The organism is Geotalea daltonii FRC-32 (assembly GCF_000022265.1).
GTDB lineage: Bacteria > Desulfobacterota > Desulfuromonadia > Geobacterales > Geobacteraceae > Geotalea > Geotalea daltonii.
This window is the reverse complement of sequence record NC_011979.1, coordinates 2,777,880-2,798,516: the sequence shown is the minus strand read 5'-3', so window position 1 is coordinate 2,798,516 and position 20,637 is coordinate 2,777,880. Positions and strand designations below refer to the sequence as shown.

Sequence of the window (20,637 nt, the reverse complement as noted above, 5' to 3'; positions counted from 1 at the left end):
ACTCTCACTTGAAACCCGCCACCTGGGCCTGGAACAGGGTAACCTGAACGAATCTGACCGCGAAGTCGCTGGCGCATTTGGTGCAGGACTGGAAAAAAGGTTTACCGCTACGCCCCTTCTCCACCGGGATTTCATGCTTCTGGCTGCAGTAGGGACACTCGGCGGCGACTACCGATTGTATTGCTGCCTTGACGCCGGGCTGTCTGGTGGATTTCTTTAATGGGCGCTGCTTCGGGTGTACCGGTGATAGCTCCGGGGCTGAAGCCGACGGTTTTGATTCAGGCATGATGGATAGCTCCTTTTCTTTCCTGACCAGGGCTTTCCTGAAAACGGCTGTCCTTGCAGGTATATCCGATTCAGGGACAGGCGGCACTTGAACTGCGGGGATATCGCCGCGCAGCGCCTTCTTCCATAACGACGGCAGGGACGACCGTGAATAGCGGAGCGGCTTGCCCCCTTTTACAACGGCAGCACCGTTAATAACGATATAATACCGGTCACGATAAATCACCAGCTTCTGGTCACCGACCAGGGCCGCTACTGTGCCCACTGCTTGCTTGTTTTCCAGCCAGAATGTACTACCCTCCGACACGTGCCAACCCCTTTTCCTGCCCTACACCAGCAAAAAAAATCTTAATTTATGGGTATAGCAGGTTGTTGAAAAACGTGATGAGGAGGTCGGGATGCAAGGCTCAAGTGAAGGAGGAAGCGAAACGTACCGTGATGTACGTTGAGTTTCCGAGTGAGCGGCAACACAGCAGACCGGCCCTTCAGGCCCCGCGGGTCCGCAATAGTTTTTCAACAGCCTGATAGACGACAAAAAAGGACTCGGACATAAGTCCAAGCCCTTGAATTTCAGGTTGCGGGGAGAAGGATTTGCACGTCCGACTCCCGGGTAACGAACCTAATCTCTCGTCCTCAACCCACCTTAACAAAACCAAATAACATGCTGTTAATCCAACATGTTAGACGTCATCCAAGTTGTTCCTATATACACCATGTTTCCCATGGTTGCAATACTTTTGGATACATATCTGGCAACCTGGATCTGGTTTTTTACTGCAGTAGTGAGGGCTCAGAATCAGGCCCCCCCTTCTCTGTTCAAAAGGAAAGGCAATCTATGAAAATGCGATCGAAATCGGGACAGTTGACAAGTTCCACCACATGAACCGCTGCTACCAGTTGCTGCATCTCCATGCGACTGTCACGATTGAGGAGAAAAGCTTCGCCGCCGCTTTTGGCGGTGTTGCCGACAAATTCGATGCAACCTGCTGTTTCGGGAGGTAGAAGCCCAATGGTGACAAGGCTTTCGGCGGTAAGATGGAAACCGAAGGAACCTGCAATGAGCACCTTGTCCAGAACAGCAGCCGTTACCCCCGTATGGCGCAGCAGGAACTCCACCCCCGCCCGGATCGCTCCTTTGGCCAGCTGCACCTGGCGAATGTCCTTCTGGGACAGGTAAACCTTATCGGTCAGGCTGAAGACCGGCTTGCCATCGACTTTCATAAGTCGCGCTGCAAGTGGGGAAAAAAGATTGGGCTCATCAGGCGAAACAAACTTGCCATTTTTGGTTATGATGCCGTGGGCCACCAGATCGGCGACGATATCCATGAGACCGCTGCCGCAGATGCCCACAGCCGGAGCATTGCCGATGGTCTTGAGTCTGATATTGCCGTCTTTGAGGATGACAAAGCGTTCGATGGCTCCCTCACCCGCCCTCATGCCGAAGGTGATGTTCATTCCCTCAAAGGCTGGCCCCGCGGCGGTGGAAGTGGCCCAAAGCTTACCGTTATGGACAATGGCCATCTCGCCGTTGGTACCGATGTCGACAAATAGAACCGTCCCCTGCTCCTCGTGGAGCCGTACTGCCTGCAATCCGGCAGTGATGTCGGCCCCCACGTAGGCAGAAATGATGGGGGGCAGGTAAACGATACCGTTTTTTGCTATGGCAAGCCCCACCTCTGTCCCTGAGAGCCAATTGCCACCGTTCAGTTCGGGCTTATAGGGATACTGGCCAAGGGAACGGGGATTAATGCCGGCAGCAAGGTGGAGCATGCAGGTATTACCACTGAAGATTACCTCATAGATGCGCTCATGTCGCACCCCGGCCTTGCCTGCGATCTCATCGATCAACCGGTTGATCTCCCCGATCACACCGGACCGCATCTCCGAGAGCCCCTTCTGGTCACAGGCGATCCTGATCCTGGAAAGGACATCCTGGGCATGGCGGCTCTGGGGATTGAGGGCCGAAGAATGGGCCAGTTCCACACCATTATTCAGATCGACGATGGAAACGACCAAGGTAGTCGTACCGATATCGACCACCACACCATATGCGTCTCCTGCAGTATCCCCTTCTTCCTCCAAGGCAACTTCCGCTCCATGATAAACCAGCGTTACATCCCTTTCCGCCACGTATTCCTTGATGACATACGGCGCCAGGGCTACGGCCACGGCACGGCCATGGCTGGTTATTTTCAGATCCTGCTCCGCCAGTTCTGGAAGGACCACAGCAATATCCCCGATCACCTCCGCCTCGCAGGAGAGAACCTGCCCGGCCCGCTCCTGTCGCTGGGAAAGGTGATGGCCTCCGCGCCGGACGATGTGCGGCAACGAGTCCGGGTCCAGATAAACTGTACATTTGCCGCAGACCACGGCTCCGTTACATGGGGATTCGATAAGGACACCGGCCAGCCGCGCCGCTTCCAGGATGGTGGTCCCTTTTTCAACGGTGATGGAGCGATCGGCTGGAAGAAAACGAACATTTACCATCTTAGGCGGGCTCCTTCACAACCGAGGTCATGGCCCGGATATTGGAAATCGGTGACGCGGTGCTCAGACCGCAGGCGGGTGAAATGATATCGATGCCTTCGCGCACCAGCCCTTCCGTATGGCGAGCCACCTTGTCCGGGTCTCCCAGTTCCAGAAGAAAAGTGCTGACATTGCCCATGGTAGTCAGCTGCGGATATTCTTCTTTCAGAAGGCGCAGGTTGACGAAAGCGTCGGTACTGATGGCATCGGCACGGAGGAGTGGAATGGAGGGCTTGACCGCCTTCATCTCGCCGCAGATATGCACCAGGACCGGCACACCAGTGGCATGGATACCGTCAATCACCTTGTTGAGATAGGTCACGGCGTAGTCGGAAAACATCTTCGGTCCCAGAATCTCACCGGTGGCTGTCGGGTCGCCGATGCAGATGGCAGTGGCGCCGCTCTCCACCAAAATCCTGGCAAAAGCGACAAGAAAGTCACTCACATAATCCAGCACCCTGTTGGCCCCCTCGCGCTCCTTGCGAAGTTCCTTGAGAAACTGCATGGGATCCACAATGGACGCCGCAGTACTGATGGGGCCGGTGACGCTGCCGATGACCGGCACGTCGGGATGGGCCTTCGCCAGCCGCTCCGCTGCCCCGGCCAGCGTTAGGATCCGTCCGCTGCCGAGCATGCGGTCAATATCCCGGTATACCACATCCCTGACCGACGGGAATGGTTCCCGAGCGATCTTCGGTTCACAGGCAAGGGTGCCGAAGTCGATGTCGCTGCCGAGCACCTCCGCCTCCACGGTCATGCAAAAAGGGATGCCCAGGTTTTCGAAACCGGTATCCTTGTGGACATCGGTGGCGATGGCGGCCATCAAATCGCTGTTGAAGTGCCCCTCGGGCAGAGTATGCCCGCTTCTGTCCATGACATCGACAATGGCAGCGTTCATCATGCCGCCGGTGCAGATTACCGGCGGCCGGTCGACCTTCTTTTTCTTTACTGTATCCAGCAGGCGCTGCTTGGGACTTAGACTCATAAAAAGACCTCTTACAAGAAGTCCCCTCTTCCCTGGTGGGAGAGGGTTAGGGAGAGGGGGATGGCATTGTAGCATGTGAGCCCTCCCCCTAACCCCCTCCCATAAAGGGCGGGGGAATTAAAACCGCACCGGCCATCCCACGGCCCGCACCGTCTCCATCATGGCCGCAATGTTCTGGAAAGGTGTCTCGGTAGGGAGGCTGCAGCCCGAGGCAACAATGAGGCCTTTAGGATTATCGTGGGCTTCGCGGATACATGAAAGGGTAGCCCGGCGCACATCTGCCGGTGTCCCCTGCAGCATCACCGCAGAAGGATGGATATTGCCCATCAGCCGCACCCGCTCTCCCACCGCCAGCTTTGCCTCGGTAAGGCTGGCATCGTTGTCGATGCTGAGGCAGTCAGCGCCTGCCTCCACCATGGATTCCCAGATCTTCGCCGTTTTACCGCAGATATGGAGGGTGGCGCCCTTTCCTTTGCCGTGGATGAAGTCCATAAGCCGTTTCAGATACGGCAGTGAAAATTCCCTGAACTGACGTGGACTGATGACCGTTGACGATGACATGGCATCGGTCAGACTTGGCGTAGCGCCTGCGTCGATAATGGCGGCGGCATAGCGCAGACAGGTTTCAAGGGATACCTCGCAAAGCCGGTGTACCTTATCCGGTTCCTTGAGCATCAGCCTCGCCAGGGTCTCAGCCCCCACCAGGAACGAGGCATTGGTGAATGGGCAGGTAATCGCCCCGGTTACCGCCACTTCTGTCCCTAGCCGGTCCACGGCAATTCCGATCGCCTCCAGGTGGTGCGGGAGATTTCCGTCCCGATAAGGGTCCGCCGGCTGCAGACGGTCCAAATGAGCAAGGTCATTGATGGCGGGAGCTTCAAGATAGGCAGTTTCGTCCTCAGGATAATGCACCTTCGCCCCCATGGCTTCTGCCTGGGTGTAAAGATCGGTGAAGATGCGAATGATGTCGTAGCCGAACAGCTGGTAAGCGGCAATCTGCGCCTGGGCGATCAGCGGCCCATTGCCGCGGAATTGGCCAACCTTTACCCCGATCACCCTGGCAGCCGTATTTCCCACAATGGGAACACATGGCAACCGGTCGATGGTTTCCCCCTTGCCGTAAGCAGAAAGACGCTCCAGTGGTTTCATTTTATCCTCGCCCATCAGGCTGCCGCCACATCAGGAGAGGTCAGCCTTCTGGCCAGACGGACGGCATCGGCAGCATTAATTGCATAACCGTCGGCGCCGATCCGGTCGGCGAATCCTTGGGAGATTGGGCCGCCGCCGACGATCACCTTGAATTTGTCCCGCAGCCCCTGGTCGTTCAGCTGCCGTACAACCTCCCCCATCCCGTCCATGGTGGTGGTCATCAGGGTGGAAAGGGCAATGATGTCCGCTTTGATCTCTTTGGCGGCATCGACAAAACGTGCCGGCGGGATATCCCTTCCTAAGTCGGTCACCTCGAAGCCGGATGTCTCCAGCATGATCTTTACCAGGTTCTTGCCGATGTCGTGGGTATCTCCCTGAATGACGCCGATAACTACCCGCCGCTTTTCCGCCACTGCATCCTGCCTGATATGGGGCTTGAGCACATCCATGCCCGCATACATGGCATCTGAACACATGAGCAGTTCCGGAATGAAGTATTCCTCTTCGTCGAAGAGCTGTCCGGCTCGCTCCATACCGGCAGAGAGCCCCTTTTCGATGGCTTCGTAGGCATCAAGCCCTGCCGCAACCACCGCATCGGCTGTGGTTACGGCCTGATCCTCGTCCATATCCACGACCGCATCGGCCAACTGCTTGAATAAGGTTTCTTTATCAGCTGACATATAATTTTCTCCTCTTATCATTTTCACCTGTTGGCAACCACAGCAGAAAACAAGTCCTCAGCCAGCCGCAAGCCCCCGCGAAAGCCGGTATATCCACGATCAAGCACCGCCCGGTTTGCCACCGGGAACGATACCGAAAGGTGCGGTGCTCCCAACTGCAGCGCCAGCTCACGCTCCAGAGAACTTCCCACGACGAATGCCGGACTGAAGGCGTTGTAATATTTCTCGCCCTTGGAACGCGGCCAGTGGCGATTAAAGTGCCCCAGCACCTCACTGGCATCGGTCTCGAAAACTAGATTCGTCCGGTAGCCGGAGGTAAAACCATCTATCCGGGCTGAAATAGCTTCCCTCTCATCATCTTTCACCTGGTCGGTACAGACGGTAAGTTCGGGCAGCCAGCCCAGGTCATCGGCAAGGAAACGGCTCAAGGCCACGGCATAGTTGCCGTCACCCACCACTACCGCATAGCGCTGCAGGTCCAGATCGTTATAGCAATCGGTGAGCGGCTCCAGGATCTGGTAATAATGCTTCTTCTCCCCGGCAATGACACCATCCACCTGATCTGCCGCAAGCCCCAGTTCATCGCCCACCACCCGGAGAAACTCCTCCGATGCCGATGGCCCGATGGGCAGCGGCAAAGTCAGGTAAGGAGTGCCGTGCCGCTCCTGAAAGTGCCGGGCAGCTTCATGGCCGTATATATCGGAGACAATGACATTGAGTTCCGCTTCGCCGGCCCTGCGGATGTTGTCCAGGGTATCGGCAGGGGTGAAAAAGGTATTGACCTGAAGCCCCAAAAGTTCCAGCAACCGGCGGGCTCCTTCCAGGTTGCCGCGCCAGAAGGGGTCCATGTAGGGAACGATCCCCCACAGGTTGACCTTCCCCTTCACCTTGGACAAGCCTCTAGTAAGGAAATCCTTCACCAAAGCCTGCAGCACCAGGTCGTATCCCCAATAGGAGTTGCCGCGGAAACCGCCGGTGATGGCGCCGATAATCGGGGCACCCTCTTCACGGAAATCATTAACGACGGCAAAGATGTCATCACCGATCATCTCGGGCACACAGCCGGTCAGGACCACGTACAGGCCGCCATCCATGACTTTCAGGGTGCTGGCAATCTGTTCCCGCAGGCGATCCTCGCCGCCGAAGACGACTTCATTCTCCTGCATATTGGAACTGGGAACAGTCAGAGAGCCGCAGTATCCCCCCACTTGAAGGCCGCTGCCGCCGTTCTGGGTCCAGGCGAAATTGCCGGCGCAGCCCGATGCGGAATGGAGAATCGGGATAGCACCAGGCAGGGCGGTTACGGTGCCGGTCGCCCCCCCCAAAGAACACATGTAACGTGCCCGTTCGACGAAATGCTCACTCATTGACAGCCCTCCCGCTGGTATTCAGATAGGAAAACGGCTCGGCCCCATACCAGTTCTCCGTATAGGGGAGCCTGGTGTTTTGGGACAGGTTCCGGTTGTAAGACGGATTCTTCAGCTGGCGATGCAGCCTGCGGGCGACCTCGTAAACACCCCGGTAACCGATGTAAGAAAGACCGGTATTGTAGATGACATGGGTGGGGATGCCCAGCTTGGCAGCGGTCATGTTGCCGTTTGCATGTCCCAGGAACAGGTCCGGTTTCAGCCGCTTGAGCAGGTTTGCCTCCTCGAAGGGCTGGACATTGGCAATGTCCACCACATAGTCGCTTTTGGCCTCACCGGCCAATTTCTCATATTCCACATTGGCGAAGTCATCATGGTGGAAGGAGCGGATTCCCACCACTTCCAGCCCTATTTCCTGTAATAGCCGGGAAGTGGCCAGGGCACGGAACTCACCGGCACTTACAAAAACCTTCTTCCCTTCGAACAGGGGGCGGAATTCCCCCAATGCTTCTTTCAGTTCCGCAACTTCGGCGGCAATGAGCCGCTCCGCCTGCTCTTCAGCGCCGAAAACAGCTGCAACGTCCCGCAGCCAGAGGCTTGTGTTATCAATGCCGATGGGCATATGCCTGATGATGGACGGCACCTTGAAGCGCTCCTGCAGATAGCCGAGGAAGTAATCGTCGTGGGTCGGGCAGGTGCTGATGGACAGGGCCGCCCGTGTGGCCTTGATGAAGGAATCCGGATGGGAGAAAACGGGAAAAACATTGGTTTCCAGGCCGATGGAATTGAGAAGCCGCTCCAGTTCCTGTTCGTCGACCCGTCCCATGGAAGAGACATTCATCAGGTTGACGGTTCGGGCAAGGCGCTGCTGCTCCAGGAACACGGCAAGTTCGTCTTCCGGTGCAGGATCATGTATTCCCCGCTCCTCCAGCAGATTGCGGCCGATGGTATGGTAAACCGCGTCATAGGCGGTGGCCCAGATCTTGGTCTTGAAGCCTTCGCAGTGAACCGGCAGCAGTCTGGCGTTAACCTGGGGCTGGATCTTCAGCGCCACGCCATCGATATCATCACCGATGATGCCGGGCACGCAGCCCGCCACAATGGCAATAGTCGACGGACGATAACGCCGGTCGGCCTCGATGATGGCCTGTTCCAGCTTCGGCTCGCCGCCGCTGATGACGTCGGTCTCATCCAGTGCCGTGGAAAGCCAGATGCCGTCTTTCGCCTTACCCTGGCGAATATTGCTCCCCACCCGCACATTGGCGTTCTGGGAGTGGGTACAGGAACCGCATCCCAGGGCGCTGTGCAGAAGCACCACGTTGTCCGGCAGAGTATTGAGCATGGCCAACGCCGGCAGCAGCAGGCAGATTGATCCCTGGGTGAAGCCCCGCTCCCCGTCGTCGATCAGGCAGCTCTTGCCGCCAGCCTTTCTGGCCATGTTGCAGATGGTGTCCTCATGGGCAATGACTGCTTTCAGTCGATCCTCACGCTTGGGAGGGACCTTGTTGTCGAAGTAACTCATGGGTGTTTCCTTTCTTGTATCGAATTATGCAATTACAGAGTTTTCCTGATCTTGGCCGGAATGCCACGGGAGCAAGGAATCCAGGTGGAGCAGTGGCCGCAGGAGCCATAGTTCCAGTCCTTGAGATGCTCCTTGTTACCATGGGTCTCGCATCTTCCCGGTATTTTCCCGGCATCGGTGATCGCCCCCGTCGGGCAGCGGTTGATGCAGGCCCGGCAGCTACCGTCAAAAGCATAGAGACAGTAGCCATACACTTCCGTGTAGCGGCGTTCCGTCGGTTTGAGATTAAGGGTGGTGACCACGCTGCAGAGGCGGCCAAAAGCACCCTTTTCGCTGATGAAGTTCTGATGCAGGCCGAAGGTACCTAAGCCGGCGGCAAGGGCGGCATGGCGCTCGGACCAGAACGGCAGCCAGCCGTCAGAGTCATAGCGGGGATCGATGTTGGGGGCGACGGCGCTTGCCCCATGGCTTTCGGCAAAGCGGACCAAGGCCCTGCGCACCACATTGAGGAACTTGGAACCGTTCCATTTGCCCGATGAGAATTCCACCGCCGAATAACGCTGGCTCCTGCTGTAGTTCTCCGAAATATGCCCGGTAAACGGCAGGAAGACGCTGATGACCGAGCGGGCGCCCGGCAGCCATTCCTCGGGGAAACGGTGACAGGGGCCAACCACCTCAGGGTCCTGGAACCGCTCGAAAAGAGGATCGGTGGCTGAGGCTATACCAATGAGCGGCTCGTCCCAGATAGGGGGGTTGTCCCCCTCCGGCAAGGCATTGCGGAAATCCCTCTTCACCAGGTCCGTCACAAAGCTGGCGATCTCATCCAGGGCAACATCGGGGCTGATACCCCCATCACCAATATTGGCCGCTAGAGGGTCGGGAAGGAAAAATCGCGGGTTAACCCCTTCCGGCGCCTGACGTCTATTGACCTGTTCAGGATTCGGGCACGATGAACCTTTGATGATCAAGGGATTGTCGAATGGCTTTCTGAAGCCGGGGGGCGACCCCTTGGTAAAGTCATAAGCGACCCAGATGTAAAGCCGCTCATAATGCTGTACCAGTAGTTCCTCGGCAAGCTCTGACGGTGACTGTCCCACTTTCATCCGGGTGGTTCCTTCCTTGGGGAAGATCTCCCCCTCGATGAAGTAGTAAACCTCCTGGCGAATGGGAGCAGAGGCGTTACGCAGGGTCGCCGTCCGGTCAGATTGCCTTACCGCCAGCACTTTGCGAGGGTCTGGCCTGTATCCCCGGTAGTTCACCTGGAGGAGGTAATCGGTCAGGCATTCAAGGACCGACTGCCGGTTCAGGATGTTGGGATATGGCTCCCCCCATTTGGGAATCTCGTTGATAAACAGTGAATTGTGATCGCCTTGCGGTAGCATCGTATCAGGTTCCTATCTTTTGCCGGTCCAATGGAGAAGGCGCTTCTGGAGCAGGTCGAACAGTTCCATTATCAGCACGATGACCAATGACATGAAGAGCATGCCGGCCAACACCTTCGGGTAATCGGAAAAATCGGCGTAATATTGGATAAAGTGCCCCATCCCGGCTTTGGCGCCGAACATCTCCGCCACGGTCAGCAGGATGAAGCTGAAAACCAGCGCCATGCCGGCGCCGCTGAAAATCATCGGCAGGGCACCGGGGAAGATGACTTTTCTCATCAGCCGGAAACCGCCCAACCCCAAAGCGCTGGCGTTATCAAGATAGCGTTCCTCCAATAGCGTAACTCCGTGGATGGTCCCCATCAGGATCGGCCAGAAGGCCCCGGCAAAGATGATGAAGGCCGAAGACAGCCAGAAAGTTGGCAGAATCGCTATGGCATAAGGAATCAGCATGGTCGGGGGGATCGGGCTGACGCCCCGGAAGATCGGCATCAGAATTGTCCTGAGCCTCCCGCAAAAGCCCACCAGCAGGCCACCCCCGATGCCGAGCACCAGGGCCAGGGCATAACTGGGAAGGAGCAGCCCGAAGGAGTTCACCAGTCCCTGCAAAAGCTTGGGAAAAGACCGCTTCAGTTCAGGCAGGATTTTAACCAATCCGGGAAAGAGGACCGGCTCAAGCCAGCCGGTCAGGTCGGTGGCTATCTCGAAAAGCGCCATCAGCAGCACCAGCAGAGCGATTGATCCGCCATATTTTTTAATGATCGTCATCCCGTTCACTCCCCAATTCCCTATCAATTTCTATAGGTTCTGCCTGGCAAAGATCTTTTTTGCATTCTTGAAGTATTTGTCCTTGGGGTTGCGACGCAAAAGCTCATTCAAGGCGTCGCGGTACAACTCGACATTGATGTGGCGATTGACATCCAGATCGGTCTGCAGGTAGTCGATGGACTTCATGTCCTCCCACATCTGCTTGACACCTTTTTTGTCGGGGTCGGCTTGAACATGCTGGTGCGGTTCCAGGGTAAATTCCTTCGCCATGCTTTCATCCATGCCCAGGAACTTCTTATTCTCCTCCACTGCCAATCGTGGGTTTGCGGCCTTCAGTTTTTCCGCCTGGAGAACCGCCCGCAAGAAAGCACGGTAAGCTTCGGGGTTTTCCTTGACCGCCTTTCCTTTGGCCACGATCCTGCAGCAGGGGTGGTTTGGGAAGTAATCATTGCTCCAGCCCACTATGGCCACACCGGATTCCCTGGCCTTTACCAGCACTGAAGAAGCGCCGATACCGGCGTCCACCTTGCCCGCCTTTACCGCCTCGAGAACGGCAGATGGATTCTTCAGCTCGATAATCTTCACATCTTTGTTGGGATCCAGACCGGCTCGTTTGAGGGCGCCGCGCCAGACGATGTCGGCAGTATAAATACGGGGAGTGGCCACGGTCTTACCCTTGAAATCCCTGATGGACTTGAATTGTCCGGCTTTGGCCGGCAAAGCGAGAACCGGATGACCGCCCGAGAGGTGGCCGCCGATAATGGTAAAGTCGGAACCCTTGGAAATGAACGTCAGGGGGCCTGCGGTGCCAAAGGAAATCCCCACATCCACTTTGCCGCTGTTAAGGGCATTGAGCCCGTCCGCGGAGCTGGCGAACTGAACCAGTTCCACTTCTATCCCTTCTTTTTCGAACAGCTTCTGATCCTTGGCAATAAAGGTCAGAACGCTGCCGCCGCCAGGGGCGTAGCCAACCTTGAGTGTCGGCCTGTTTGCTGCCGTTGCCGGACTGGCCAATGTAACGGCGAACGTCAAGGCCAGAGCCGCCTGTGCAAGTTTCTTTAAATGATTCATTGTCAAAACCTCCGTGTATTGGATCAGTTTTTCTGAGTAAACACTCAATTTCTCCAGCGCAACAGCCGCCGCTCCAGCCGCTCCGTCCCCCAGGTAATGCCTGTCACCACCAGGCTGATGAAGATGATGCCGACAATGACCCGCTGGTAATCGGCGAAATCGGCGAAGTTCTTCACATACCAGCCGATGCCGGAATTGGCGCCAATCAACTCGGCGGCAGTAAGAAGGACCAGCGAGAATACGAGTGCCAGGGTTGCCCCGGTGCATATGGAAGGCATGGCGCCGGGCAGGATTACCCGGAACAGCAGCGTCGTCTCCCGCAGATTGAGCACCCGGGCCGAATCGATCAGCCCCTTGGGTATGTTGAACACGCCATTAACGGTATTGATGAAGATCGGCCAGAAGGCGCCGATGAAGATGACGAAGATGGATGCGGCGCGAAAGCTGGGCAACAAGGCAATGGCATAGGGTATGTAGACGATGGGAGGGATCGGCCCCAGCACCTTGGTGAAGGGATTGACCGCCCGAAAGAGTCTACCGCGCCAGCCGATAAGGAGCCCCAAGGGAACCCCTGTAATCAGTGCCAGCAGGTAACCGCTGACCAGAAGGATCAGGGAGTTGACTAGTCCCTTCAGCATGTCCGGCAGTTCGGCCACAAAGAGTTCCAGCACCGGCTCAGGTTGTGGGAAGAGCATCTTGTCCAGCAGCGCCGACTTCCCGGTGACCAAAAACCAGAGCAAAAGGAACAGGTAGATTATGGATGCAACATCTCCGGCACTGCTCCCCCCTTTTTCATCACCGTCGAAGGTAACACGCACCAGGTAGATCAGCTCTACGGCAAGTGTTACAATCAGAAGGTGGTCGGGAATGCCCTTATTTGCTGCTAAAAACAGCGTTCCGACTAGGACGATGAACAGCAGATTGGCTATTGTGACAAATCGTTTCATGGCTTCCCCCTCCCCTTCCTTGTCATACCCCAAAGGGCATGAGGAAAGAGAGCTTGATCAATGTTTCTTGATGTGCAGGTTGGCATCGCCCGCCCGGAATTCCTTATCCAGGTTCTTCCAGAGTTTTTCTTTCGGCTCCCTCTTCACTAAAGCAGCCAGCGCACCGGCATAGATACTCGTATTGACACGATTATCTATTTTTTCCGCGGAGGTTATGTAGTCCGCTTGTTTCATGAAGTCCCAGAACTGGACGACCGACTTTTTGTGCGGATCGGGGCTTACCAGCAGGTGGCCGCCATAGATGTCCTTGTACAGGTCAGCCTTGTCGATCTGCACGTACTTGGCTACCACATTGACTGTCTCATTCTTGTTGCTCTGGTAAAAGCGGTAGGCCTTGAGCAGGGCCACCAGGAATTTTTCGAAATCGGCCTGGCGCTCTTTCAGTGTCGAGGTAACTGCCACCTGTCTGCAGCAGGTATGGGACTTGATGACGTCGCCTGAGTATTTGACCACCACCAGGCCCTGCTTTTCGGCCATTGTGTAGTAAGGAATCCAGGTCAGTCCTGCGTCCACCGCTCCCTTCTTTACCGCCTCCTGCACCGCCGCCGGCGAGTCGAATTCCTTGATGGTCAGGTCCTTCTTCCAGTCCAACCCTGCTTCATGCAGGGCAGCGCGGAAGACCACATCGCCGGTGGCCAGCCTGACGGCAGCTATGGTAGCTCCTTTATAGTTTTTCAGATTCTTGAATCGCTCGGCCTTTTCCGGCTTGGCGATCAGGGCGTGCCCCTCCCCCATCTGCCCGCCGAAGATGGTGAAGTCGGCACCCTTGGCAATAAAGGCCAGGGGCGCCGAGGTGCCGAAGGAACCGGCATCCAGCTTGCCGCTCTTGATGGCGGTAAGCCCCTCGCCGGAATTGGTGAAGCGGAACAGCTCCACATCAAGCCCCTCCTGCTGAAAGAACCCCTTTTCCTTGGCGACAAAATAGAGCAGGTGGCCGGAGGTGGGCAGATAGCCCACTTTCAGTTTCTTCAGCGGTGCGGCCTGGCTGACTGCGGCTCCTAAGGCAAGCAGGGCAATGGTAAGAACTATGGACACTATCTTTTTCATATTGGCTCTCTTTCTGCTGTCACTCAGCTATGTGAATATGAGGTTCTACCATCCGGGGGTGGAATTTGCGCCAGGTCGGCGTCGCCCGGAGAAGTCCCGCGGAGGCGTAGCTCACGCTACGCCGCACAAGGAGACGACGAGGACGGCGTCGAGATGGCGTGAAGGCCGCCCCCGCCTAGTTGTTTCTTTTATAAAAGGTGAGCATCTGCTTGTAGATCTTGTCCTTGGGAGACTTCCTGATCACCCCGTCAAGGGCCTGCTTATAGATGGTGGTGTTGATATGCTTATCCAAGGGATAGTCCTGTGCAATGTAGCCCGCATCGCGGATATGCTGCCAGAAGTCCAGGATGCCCTTGCGTAGCGGATCGGGATTGGAATCAGCCACCTTTTTCACATAGGTTTCATTGCGGATGATGTCTTCATCGATTTTAAGGGCCTTGGCGTAGATCTTTACCGTCTCGGCGGGATTGGTCTTGTAAAAACGATAGGCGCGAATCAGGGCGGCCAGGAACTTCCGATAGGTTTCCGGATCGGCATTCACCTGCTTGGTGTGGGCGACGATGCGGCAACAGGTGTAATCCGGATAGAAATCCTCGATGTAATGTGCGACCTTCAGCCCGTAGTTCTTCTCGGCCAGGGAAAAATGGGGGGGATAAACGAGACCGGCGTCAACGGCACCCTTTTTCACTGCCTCTACCACCGAAGCGACAGTTCCCAACTCGACAAAGGTGATATCCTTTTTATAATCGATACCTGCTTTCTTCAGGGCTCCCTTAAAGATGACGTCGCCGGTGGAAAGTTTCACCAGGCCGATCTTCTTACCCTTGTAGACCTTGAGATTTTTGCCGGACAGCTCAGCCAGGCGCTCCGGGCGGGTGATAATGGCCTGGCCGCCTATCATCATGCCGCCGATAAAGGTAAACTCGCTCCCCTTGCTGATGAAAAGAATGGGGGCCGTGGTGCCGAAGGTTCCAACATCCAGTTTTTCCGCCTTGAGGGCAGCCAGTCCTTCCGCGGCGCTGCCGAATTGGAAGAGTTCCACATCCACGCCTTCTTCCTTGAAATATCCCTTTTCATTGGCCACAAAATACAGCCCATGGGCAGGTTCGGGAATATAGCCCACCCGAAGTTTCGGCAGCCCTCCGGCAATGGCGTTGCTTGCGACCATTGTCAGCAACAGGACGAACAGAATCAGTCGTTTCATCGTATACCCTCCTTATTCAGCGTTTTTTTTCGGGTTTAGCAGGACAGCAGTCGGGAACACAGACAGCCCTGCTGTTCAGCTTCAGCAGCACCGGGTCCTTGCGCCCGTCTTCATCAAGCAGTTCATCCAGGGCGTCACAGTAGATCTCTTCGTTCACATGGTTGGCGAGGAAATCCCTTGTCATCGTTTCGTTCTGCAGCCCATGGTAGGTCCAGAGCTGCTGCAGCTTCCAGAAGTCCGGGTTTGGATCAAGGTGGAGGCTGACCGCTTCAGCTGCGGCACCGCCGGTTGAAGTCCTGTTGGCCAAGGCTCGATGGGCCAGAATAAGGGCCTTTACCAGCCTGACCTGCAGCTCTTTGCCGGAAGCGCCCGACTGGGTGGACACGGCAAGGACGATTCCCTGGCTCAATTCTTTCCCTACATCGTCAGTTTTCAGATCGGCAAGCTGGTCCGGCTGCTGGTTTCTGCCCCCCCCGGCGATAATGCTGATCCTGGAGCCGGCAGCTATTCTCTTGAGTGTTTCACCGACTGAAAACGCCCCTGCATCCAGCTTGCGTCGATCCAGTTTCGCAAGTCCCTTATGCGAATCCCTGAAAGGCACAAGGATCACCCTAATCCCTTGCTCATCATAGAAGCCATATGTCGCCGCCTGTACCACCAATAAGGCACCAGGATTATCCAGGTAACCGATACGAATGGGCTTTTTAACCGCAGTAAACCCGGTATGAGGAATCAACAGCACGGCCATAAGCAGCAGGACACTGATTCCATGGCGTCTCGCTGCCATCTCAGATACCTTCCCCTGCCGTTCGCACCGTTCGTCCCTCATCCAGTTCATCCAGCACATCCGCATGAAGTTCTCTGATCAGACGGTCGCGCAGGGTGAGAAAGGCTGGATCGGTGTACAGTGCCTGGCGCCGTCGCGGTCGCGGAATGTCCACCGGAAAGACACCGCGCACCGAACCGGGATTCAGCCCCATGACCATGACCCTGCTGGCCAGGAGAATGGCTTCCTCCACATCATGGGTGACGAAGAAGACGGTTTTGCGTTCGGCAGTGTTCTGCTGCCACAGTTGAAGCAGCAAGTCCTGCAGCCGGGCACGGGTAATGGCGTCAAGGGCGCCGAAAGGTTCATCCATGAGCAAAACCGGGGAATTGATGGCAAAAGCCCGGGCAATGGCAGCTCGCTGCCGCATCCCGCCGGACAGTGCCCCAGGCAGTTTATGGAAGACATCCCGAAGCCCGACCATCTCCAGATACTCCTGGGCCGTCTGGCGAAGTCTGGCCCTGGATTTCCCTGGAAAAGCCTGTTCAAGCGCCAGAACGACATTTTGTCCTGCTGTCATCCAGGGAAAAAGACTGTAATCCTGAAAGACCACCCCACGGTCCAGTCCCGGTCCATTGATCGGTTTTCCATCAAGGGTCAGGGTACCGGTGGTTGGCCGTGCAAGACCGGCAAGCAGGCGAAGGAGGGTGCTTTTGCCACATCCAGAAGGCCCCAGCAGACAGATGAACTCACCAGCTGCCGCAGTAAAATTGATATCCTCAAGAACAGTTTGTTCCCCATAGGCATATGAAATATTAGTCAGGGTAATTTCGTGCATTTTGAACCACGTCCTTTTTGGTTGATTCGCAGCAGAATTGGCCAGAAATGGGTAAAAAAAAGAGGTCAAGGAAACGAAGCGCTTCAAGCGCCCTATCCTTGACCTCCAGTATTTCTGGTCAGTCAATCTTGGGTAGTTCTGTGAAAAAATAATAAGCCACTTAAATGGTGTACTTATTTTATTACTTTGTTCTGCTTACATTGTCAACAATTTAATTCTATAAATCTATCGTTTTAATAGAATAATATTTATACTTCCTGAAAAAGCGCCGTCGACAGATACCGCTCGCCGGTGTCAGGCAGGATCACCACGATTCGCTTCCCCTTGTTCTCGGGTCTTTTGGCAATCTGCAGAGCAGCAAAAGCTGCGGCACCTCCGGAAATGCCGATCAGAACACCCTCTTCCCGTGCAACGCGGCGAGCAGTTTCAAAAGCCTCTTCGTTTTTAACTTTATAAATTTCATCTATGATCCCGGTATTGAGTACGCCTGGAACAAAGCCGGCTCCGATGCCCTGGATCTTGTGGGGTCCAGGTACGCCGCCGGACAGGACCGGCGAATCGAAGGGTTCAACTGCTACGACCTTGAAGTCAGAGTTGCGTCCCTTGATGATTTCGCCGATGCCGGTGATGGTGCCGCCGGTGCCTACGCCACCAACCAGTATATCCACCTTGCCGTCCGTATCCGCCCATATTTCTTCAGCTGTAGTGGCGCGATGAATGGCGGGATTGGCGGCATTTTTGAACTGTTGGGGAACGAATGAATTGGGTGTGGCGGCAGCCAGTTCCTCGGCTTTTTCAATGGCACCTTTCATCCCCTTGGCTCCGGGAGTAAGGACCAGTTCAGCACCGTATGCCTTGAGCAGGTTCCGCCGTTCAACGCTCATGGTGTCGGGCATGGTCAGGATAAGCCGGTACCCTTTTGCCGCTGCAACGAAGGCCAGGGCAATGCCGGTATTGCCGCTGGTCGGCTCGATAATGACCGTATCCTTGGTGATGAGCCCTTTCTCCTCGGCATCCTTGATCATGGAAAAGCCGATCCGGTCCTTAACGCTTCCTCCGGGGTTGAATGACTCCAGTTTGGCCACCACTTCAGCAGCAGCGCCTTCGGCAAGGCGACTGAGTCGCAAAAGTGGTGTTCTGCCGATCAGCTCCGTCAGGTTACTCGCAATGCGTGCCATAATGATTGATCTCCTTTTAATTGATTACCGACTCTGCCTTGAGTCGAATTTATCCGATTTTATTGCGGACCCGGAACAGCTTTGAATCACGTACCGTTGCCAGGGCATCTTCAATTGACCCGCTCAGGGCAAAGGGCAGGATATTGCGATACAGCAGGGTATCCATGGCTCCGGGACCGATCTGGTTGACGATGACCCCCTGGCAGTCCCTGAGCAGGGTAGCGGTTTGCTCCAGCAGGGCATCGCTGTGACAGTGTCCATTGCAGGGGGGCAGATTTGGGCGCTCCTCCACATGCTGCCAGATCTCCTCCACCAGACGATAAATTGTGAAATTTTTCGCTCTGCCGAAATGTTCGTTTACTGTTGCGCCATTACTGCTGGCAACAGCCACCCTTATCTCCATTTTGCCCCCGCATTGCCAGATATGATTAGCTCGCCATTAAATCCACATCTTGGTTCTATGGTGAGCTGCAGTGGAAATAATCGTAACTAACCAAAGTTGACAAGTCAAGAATTTTTTCTATTTAGTAGATTTATTTTGTAGACTAATAAGAGCCTCCTGGATCAGGCAAAAAAAAACCCACTCCGAGCCCATGGCACGAAGAAAAGGAATAAGCAGATATATACCTTTTTCTGTTTATGAAGGGTGCTAAGGATGGGCTGCTTCAGGCGCGGGCATCAGAACGTTATGGAGGAGTCTCAATTGATGGTCAGGATGGGCATGATATGCCGACCAGCCTGATCAGGTCGAGTAATCGGCTTGAATAACCGCTCTCGTTATCGTACCAGGCCAGGATCTTGATCAGATTCCCTTCAATGACGCTGGTGCAGGGTGCATCAAGAACAGCAGAATATCTGCACCCCTGGAAATCGGTTGAAACCTGCGATTCATTGGATATGGCGAGAATATTTTTCAGTTGCCCCTTGGCTGCCTTGGCAAATGCAGCGTTGATCATCGCTGTATCGGCCGTACTTTCCAGCTCTGCCACCAGATCGATGTTGGCAACAGCCGCGGTCGGCACACGGATGGCCATGCCGTCGATCCTGCCGGAAAGCTCCGGCATGACCTGTGTTACAGCCTGAATGGCCGTTGTTGTGGTGGGAATAATAGACTGGGCGCCCCCCCTGCCCCGGCGCAGGTCGGAATGGGGGGCGTCGTGGAGCGGTTGATTGTTGGTGTAGGGATGAACAGTAGTCATCAGCGCTTTTTTGATGCCGAAGGATTCATGAAGGACTTTGAGGAGTGGCGCCAGACAGTTGGTGGTACATGAGGCATTGGAGATGACCACGTGACGATCGGGATCAAAAAGACGGTCATTAACCCCCATCACCAGCATAAGATCGGCGTCGGCAGACGGTGCAGAAATGACAACCCTGCCGGCACCGGCACCCAGGTGTAATGCAGCTGCAGCCCGGGAGGTGAAACGACCGGTCGCCTCGATTACCACATCCACCTTCTCCTCGAACCAGGGCAGATCCGCCGGAGAGCTCTGGTGCAACAGCCGGATTGAACTTCCACCAAGGGTCATAACATCGCCCCGAAGCCCGATATTGCCGGGATAAACGCCATGGGTAGAATCGTACCTGAGCTGGTGTATGATCATGGTCGAATCGGCAAGATCGTTGATGGCGACGATCTGAATGTGGGGTTGCCCTAGGGCCTGGCGCAAAACAGTGCGACCGATGCGACCGAAACCGTTGATGGCGACGCGCACCGGGCGCTGATTATTATTTATTTTATCCATAAATGATAGAACTCTTTTTTTTAAGTCTATCAACTTTATAGGCTTACATCTTTTTCTTGTCAATTTTATATTTGCACTTTCAGTCTCCCTGGCAGGCAAATATAGCTGATACTAGGAGTCTGTCGGACTTAGGGATAGAAGCGAGAGAATTGTCGAAAATTTACAGAGATCCGGACCGATTTGCCATTTTCGCAGCCGATTCATTCTAAGTCCGACAGACTCCTAGAACTGCAATGCCGCTGACAGCCATGCGTCAGCCAATCCACAGCCCTTCTACCCTGACCTGCAGTCCGCTCTCCGTACGGTTCAGGTAATTGACCAGGCCGCTGTGACGCCACTGGAGCATGCACATGCTGGGCTGGAAGTAATAACGCATGCCGATCTTGGGGTCCACCCTGCTTTTGGCAATCAGCCCCTCGTACCCTTCGGCAATGTAATAGCCCATATCCTTGAAGCCTTTTTCCCTTGGGGTCAGTGGCCCAGTCACGCACCAGACGATGACGCCGGTGCGCAAGTCAACCTCCTTGACCACTCCGCAGTGAGTGATGGGGCATCCGCAGGACATGCCCAGGGGGCGGCCGATGAGGATGTCGCCGGGGGCAATCTCCATCTCCCGGGTAATGATCGGGTTATGGGGAATGATGATTTCCCTGGGTCCCGGCTCTTCGGGAAAATGTTCCAGGTAGAAATCGAATTCCCGCCCCAGGGAATCGGTCCACTGGGCGTCCGCCAGATCGACCTTCGCTGTTGTGCCATCGACAAAGCTGTGGCAGCCGCCGCAGCTTTGAGGGACAGTTTTCGACTGTTCAGGAGAATTGGGGGCCGCATGGCTGTTGGCAGAAAGATGAATGCAGCGAGGCAGAAGGCCGGGGTCGGTTTTCAATCTGGCAGCAAATTCCTCGCAGAGACGAAAACCGCAGACCCCACAGTTCAAGCCTGGAAGGTCGTTTATATCTATCATTTTTACTGGTTCACTCATTGTTGATGCTCCTTTACCCTATTAATACAAGCTTTATTAGCCACGAATCGCACGAATGGCCACGAATGAAGAACAAAACCCCAAGGTTTGACAAATTCGTGTTTATTCGTGTCATTCGTGGTTACTGACTTTAAGGTT

The 20,637-nt window shown here is 55.4% G+C and carries 19 protein-coding genes; all 19 read right to left on the bottom strand.

Features of this window, described 5'->3' with window-relative positions:
• Positions 1–4 precede the first annotated feature (4 nt).
• The 19 genes from GEOB_RS12620 to GEOB_RS12530 all read right to left on the bottom strand — a co-directional run bounded on the left by GEOB_RS12620 (position 5) and on the right by GEOB_RS12530 (position 20,499).
• The gene (locus GEOB_RS12620; RefSeq protein ID WP_012647625.1) at positions 5–592 is read right to left on the bottom strand and encodes a hypothetical protein; all 588 of its coding nucleotides are present in this window, start codon (positions 590–592) and stop codon (positions 5–7) included.
• 509 nt (positions 593–1,101) lie between these two features.
• The gene (locus tag GEOB_RS12615; protein WP_012647624.1) at positions 1,102–2,772 is read right to left on the bottom strand and encodes an ASKHA domain-containing protein; all 1,671 of its coding nucleotides are present in this window, start codon (positions 2,770–2,772) and stop codon (positions 1,102–1,104) included.
• Position 2,773: 1 nt separating this feature from the next.
• Complete coding sequence (locus GEOB_RS12610) at positions 2,774–3,796, bottom strand: methylcobamide:CoM methyltransferase MtbA (protein WP_012647623.1); 1,023 nt, start codon at positions 3,794–3,796, stop codon at positions 2,774–2,776.
• A 117-nt stretch (positions 3,797–3,913) separates the two neighbouring features.
• Positions 3,914–4,960 (bottom strand): uroporphyrinogen decarboxylase family protein, encoded by a 1,047-nt coding sequence (locus tag GEOB_RS12605; protein WP_041267142.1) that lies wholly within the window; start codon positions 4,958–4,960, stop codon positions 3,914–3,916.
• Entirely contained in the window at positions 4,960–5,625 is a 666-nt protein-coding gene (locus GEOB_RS12600; RefSeq protein WP_012647621.1) for a corrinoid protein, read from the bottom strand. Before GEOB_RS12600 ends, GEOB_RS12605 begins: the two co-directional genes overlap by 1 nt.
• Positions 5,626–5,648: 23 nt before the next feature.
• Positions 5,649–6,992: a nitrogenase component 1 gene (locus tag GEOB_RS12595; RefSeq protein WP_012647620.1), complete on the bottom strand. Its 1,344-nt coding sequence runs from the start codon at positions 6,990–6,992 to the stop codon at positions 5,649–5,651.
• On the bottom strand, positions 6,985–8,514 hold the full coding sequence (locus GEOB_RS12590) for a nitrogenase component 1 (protein WP_012647619.1): 1,530 nt from the start codon (positions 8,512–8,514) through the stop codon (positions 6,985–6,987). The genes GEOB_RS12595 and GEOB_RS12590 overlap by 8 nt, the downstream gene beginning before the upstream one ends.
• A 32-nt stretch (positions 8,515–8,546) precedes the next feature.
• Positions 8,547–9,896, bottom strand: coding sequence for an epoxyqueuosine reductase (locus tag GEOB_RS19370; RefSeq protein ID WP_012647618.1), 1,350 nt, complete (start codon positions 9,894–9,896; stop codon positions 8,547–8,549).
• Between the two features lie 12 nt (positions 9,897–9,908).
• Complete coding sequence (locus tag GEOB_RS12580) at positions 9,909–10,664, bottom strand: ABC transporter permease (RefSeq protein ID WP_012647617.1); 756 nt, start codon at positions 10,662–10,664, stop codon at positions 9,909–9,911.
• Positions 10,665–10,694: 30 nt separating this feature from the next.
• Entirely contained in the window at positions 10,695–11,735 is a 1,041-nt protein-coding gene (locus GEOB_RS12575) for an ABC transporter substrate-binding protein (RefSeq protein WP_012647616.1), read from the bottom strand.
• Positions 11,736–11,779: 44 nt separating this feature from the next.
• Positions 11,780–12,682: an ABC transporter permease gene (locus GEOB_RS12570; protein WP_012647615.1), complete on the bottom strand. Its 903-nt coding sequence runs from the start codon at positions 12,680–12,682 to the stop codon at positions 11,780–11,782.
• A gap of 57 nt (positions 12,683–12,739) precedes the next feature.
• A complete protein-coding gene (locus GEOB_RS12565) occupies positions 12,740–13,789 on the bottom strand; it encodes an ABC transporter substrate-binding protein (RefSeq protein WP_012647614.1) in 1,050 nt (349 codons plus the stop codon).
• 175 nt (positions 13,790–13,964) lie between these two features.
• Positions 13,965–14,993 (bottom strand): ABC transporter substrate-binding protein, encoded by a 1,029-nt coding sequence (locus GEOB_RS12560; RefSeq protein ID WP_012647613.1) that lies wholly within the window; start codon positions 14,991–14,993, stop codon positions 13,965–13,967.
• Positions 14,994–15,009: 16 nt separating this feature from the next.
• Positions 15,010–15,831, bottom strand: coding sequence for a substrate-binding domain-containing protein (locus tag GEOB_RS12555; RefSeq protein ID WP_012647612.1), 822 nt, complete (start codon positions 15,829–15,831; stop codon positions 15,010–15,012).
• Positions 15,782–16,597: an ABC transporter ATP-binding protein gene (locus GEOB_RS12550; RefSeq protein WP_012647611.1), complete on the bottom strand. Its 816-nt coding sequence runs from the start codon at positions 16,595–16,597 to the stop codon at positions 15,782–15,784. The genes GEOB_RS12555 and GEOB_RS12550 overlap by 50 nt, the downstream gene beginning before the upstream one ends.
• A gap of 248 nt (positions 16,598–16,845) precedes the next feature.
• Complete coding sequence (gene cysK / locus GEOB_RS12545; RefSeq protein ID WP_012647610.1) at positions 16,846–17,775, bottom strand: cysteine synthase A; 930 nt, start codon at positions 17,773–17,775, stop codon at positions 16,846–16,848.
• A gap of 49 nt (positions 17,776–17,824) precedes the next feature.
• Positions 17,825–18,178 carry a NifB/NifX family molybdenum-iron cluster-binding protein gene (locus tag GEOB_RS12540; protein WP_012647609.1) on the bottom strand — a complete coding sequence of 118 codons (354 nt, stop codon included), beginning with the start codon at positions 18,176–18,178 and terminating at the stop codon, positions 17,825–17,827.
• Positions 18,179–18,485: 307 nt separating this feature from the next.
• Positions 18,486–19,520, bottom strand: coding sequence for a type I glyceraldehyde-3-phosphate dehydrogenase (gap, locus tag GEOB_RS12535; protein ID WP_012647608.1), 1,035 nt, complete (start codon positions 19,518–19,520; stop codon positions 18,486–18,488).
• 253 nt (positions 19,521–19,773) lie between these two features.
• Positions 19,774–20,499 (bottom strand): (Fe-S)-binding protein, encoded by a 726-nt coding sequence (locus GEOB_RS12530; RefSeq protein ID WP_012647607.1) that lies wholly within the window; start codon positions 20,497–20,499, stop codon positions 19,774–19,776.
• Positions 20,500–20,637: the final 138 nt, after the last annotated feature.

Bases quoted from the DNA above. Each gene is read 5' to 3' on its own strand.
- GEOB_RS12575 (WP_012647616.1), bottom strand. From the start codon at position 11,735: ATGAATCATTTAAAGAAACTTGCACAGGCGGCTCTGGCCTTGACGTTC.
- GEOB_RS12590 (WP_012647619.1), bottom strand. From the start codon at position 8,514: ATGAGTTACTTCGACAACAAGGTCCCTCCCAAGCGTGAGGATCGACTG.
- GEOB_RS12570 (WP_012647615.1), bottom strand. From the start codon at position 12,682: ATGAAACGATTTGTCACAATAGCCAATCTGCTGTTCATCGTCCTAGTC.
- GEOB_RS12600 (WP_012647621.1), bottom strand. From the start codon at position 5,625: ATGTCAGCTGATAAAGAAACCTTATTCAAGCAGTTGGCCGATGCGGTC.
- GEOB_RS19370 (WP_012647618.1), bottom strand. From the start codon at position 9,896: ATGCTACCGCAAGGCGATCACAATTCACTGTTTATCAACGAGATTCCC.
- cysK (WP_012647610.1), bottom strand. From the start codon at position 17,775: ATGGCACGCATTGCGAGTAACCTGACGGAGCTGATCGGCAGAACACCA.
- GEOB_RS12550 (WP_012647611.1), bottom strand. From the start codon at position 16,597: ATGCACGAAATTACCCTGACTAATATTTCATATGCCTATGGGGAACAA.
- GEOB_RS12565 (WP_012647614.1), bottom strand. From the start codon at position 13,789: ATGAAAAAGATAGTGTCCATAGTTCTTACCATTGCCCTGCTTGCCTTA.
- gap (WP_012647608.1), bottom strand. From the start codon at position 19,520: ATGGATAAAATAAATAATAATCAGCGCCCGGTGCGCGTCGCCATCAAC.
- GEOB_RS12595 (WP_012647620.1), bottom strand. From the start codon at position 6,992: ATGAGTGAGCATTTCGTCGAACGGGCACGTTACATGTGTTCTTTGGGG.
- GEOB_RS12560 (WP_012647613.1), bottom strand. From the start codon at position 14,993: ATGAAACGACTGATTCTGTTCGTCCTGTTGCTGACAATGGTCGCAAGC.
- GEOB_RS12530 (WP_012647607.1), bottom strand. From the start codon at position 20,499: ATGAGTGAACCAGTAAAAATGATAGATATAAACGACCTTCCAGGCTTG.
- GEOB_RS12540 (WP_012647609.1), bottom strand. From the start codon at position 18,178: ATGGAGATAAGGGTGGCTGTTGCCAGCAGTAATGGCGCAACAGTAAAC.
- GEOB_RS12605 (WP_041267142.1), bottom strand. From the start codon at position 4,960: ATGGGCGAGGATAAAATGAAACCACTGGAGCGTCTTTCTGCTTACGGC.
- GEOB_RS12580 (WP_012647617.1), bottom strand. From the start codon at position 10,664: ATGACGATCATTAAAAAATATGGCGGATCAATCGCTCTGCTGGTGCTG.
- GEOB_RS12555 (WP_012647612.1), bottom strand. From the start codon at position 15,831: ATGAACTGGATGAGGGACGAACGGTGCGAACGGCAGGGGAAGGTATCT.
- GEOB_RS12615 (WP_012647624.1), bottom strand. From the start codon at position 2,772: ATGGTAAATGTTCGTTTTCTTCCAGCCGATCGCTCCATCACCGTTGAA.
- GEOB_RS12610 (WP_012647623.1), bottom strand. From the start codon at position 3,796: ATGAGTCTAAGTCCCAAGCAGCGCCTGCTGGATACAGTAAAGAAAAAG.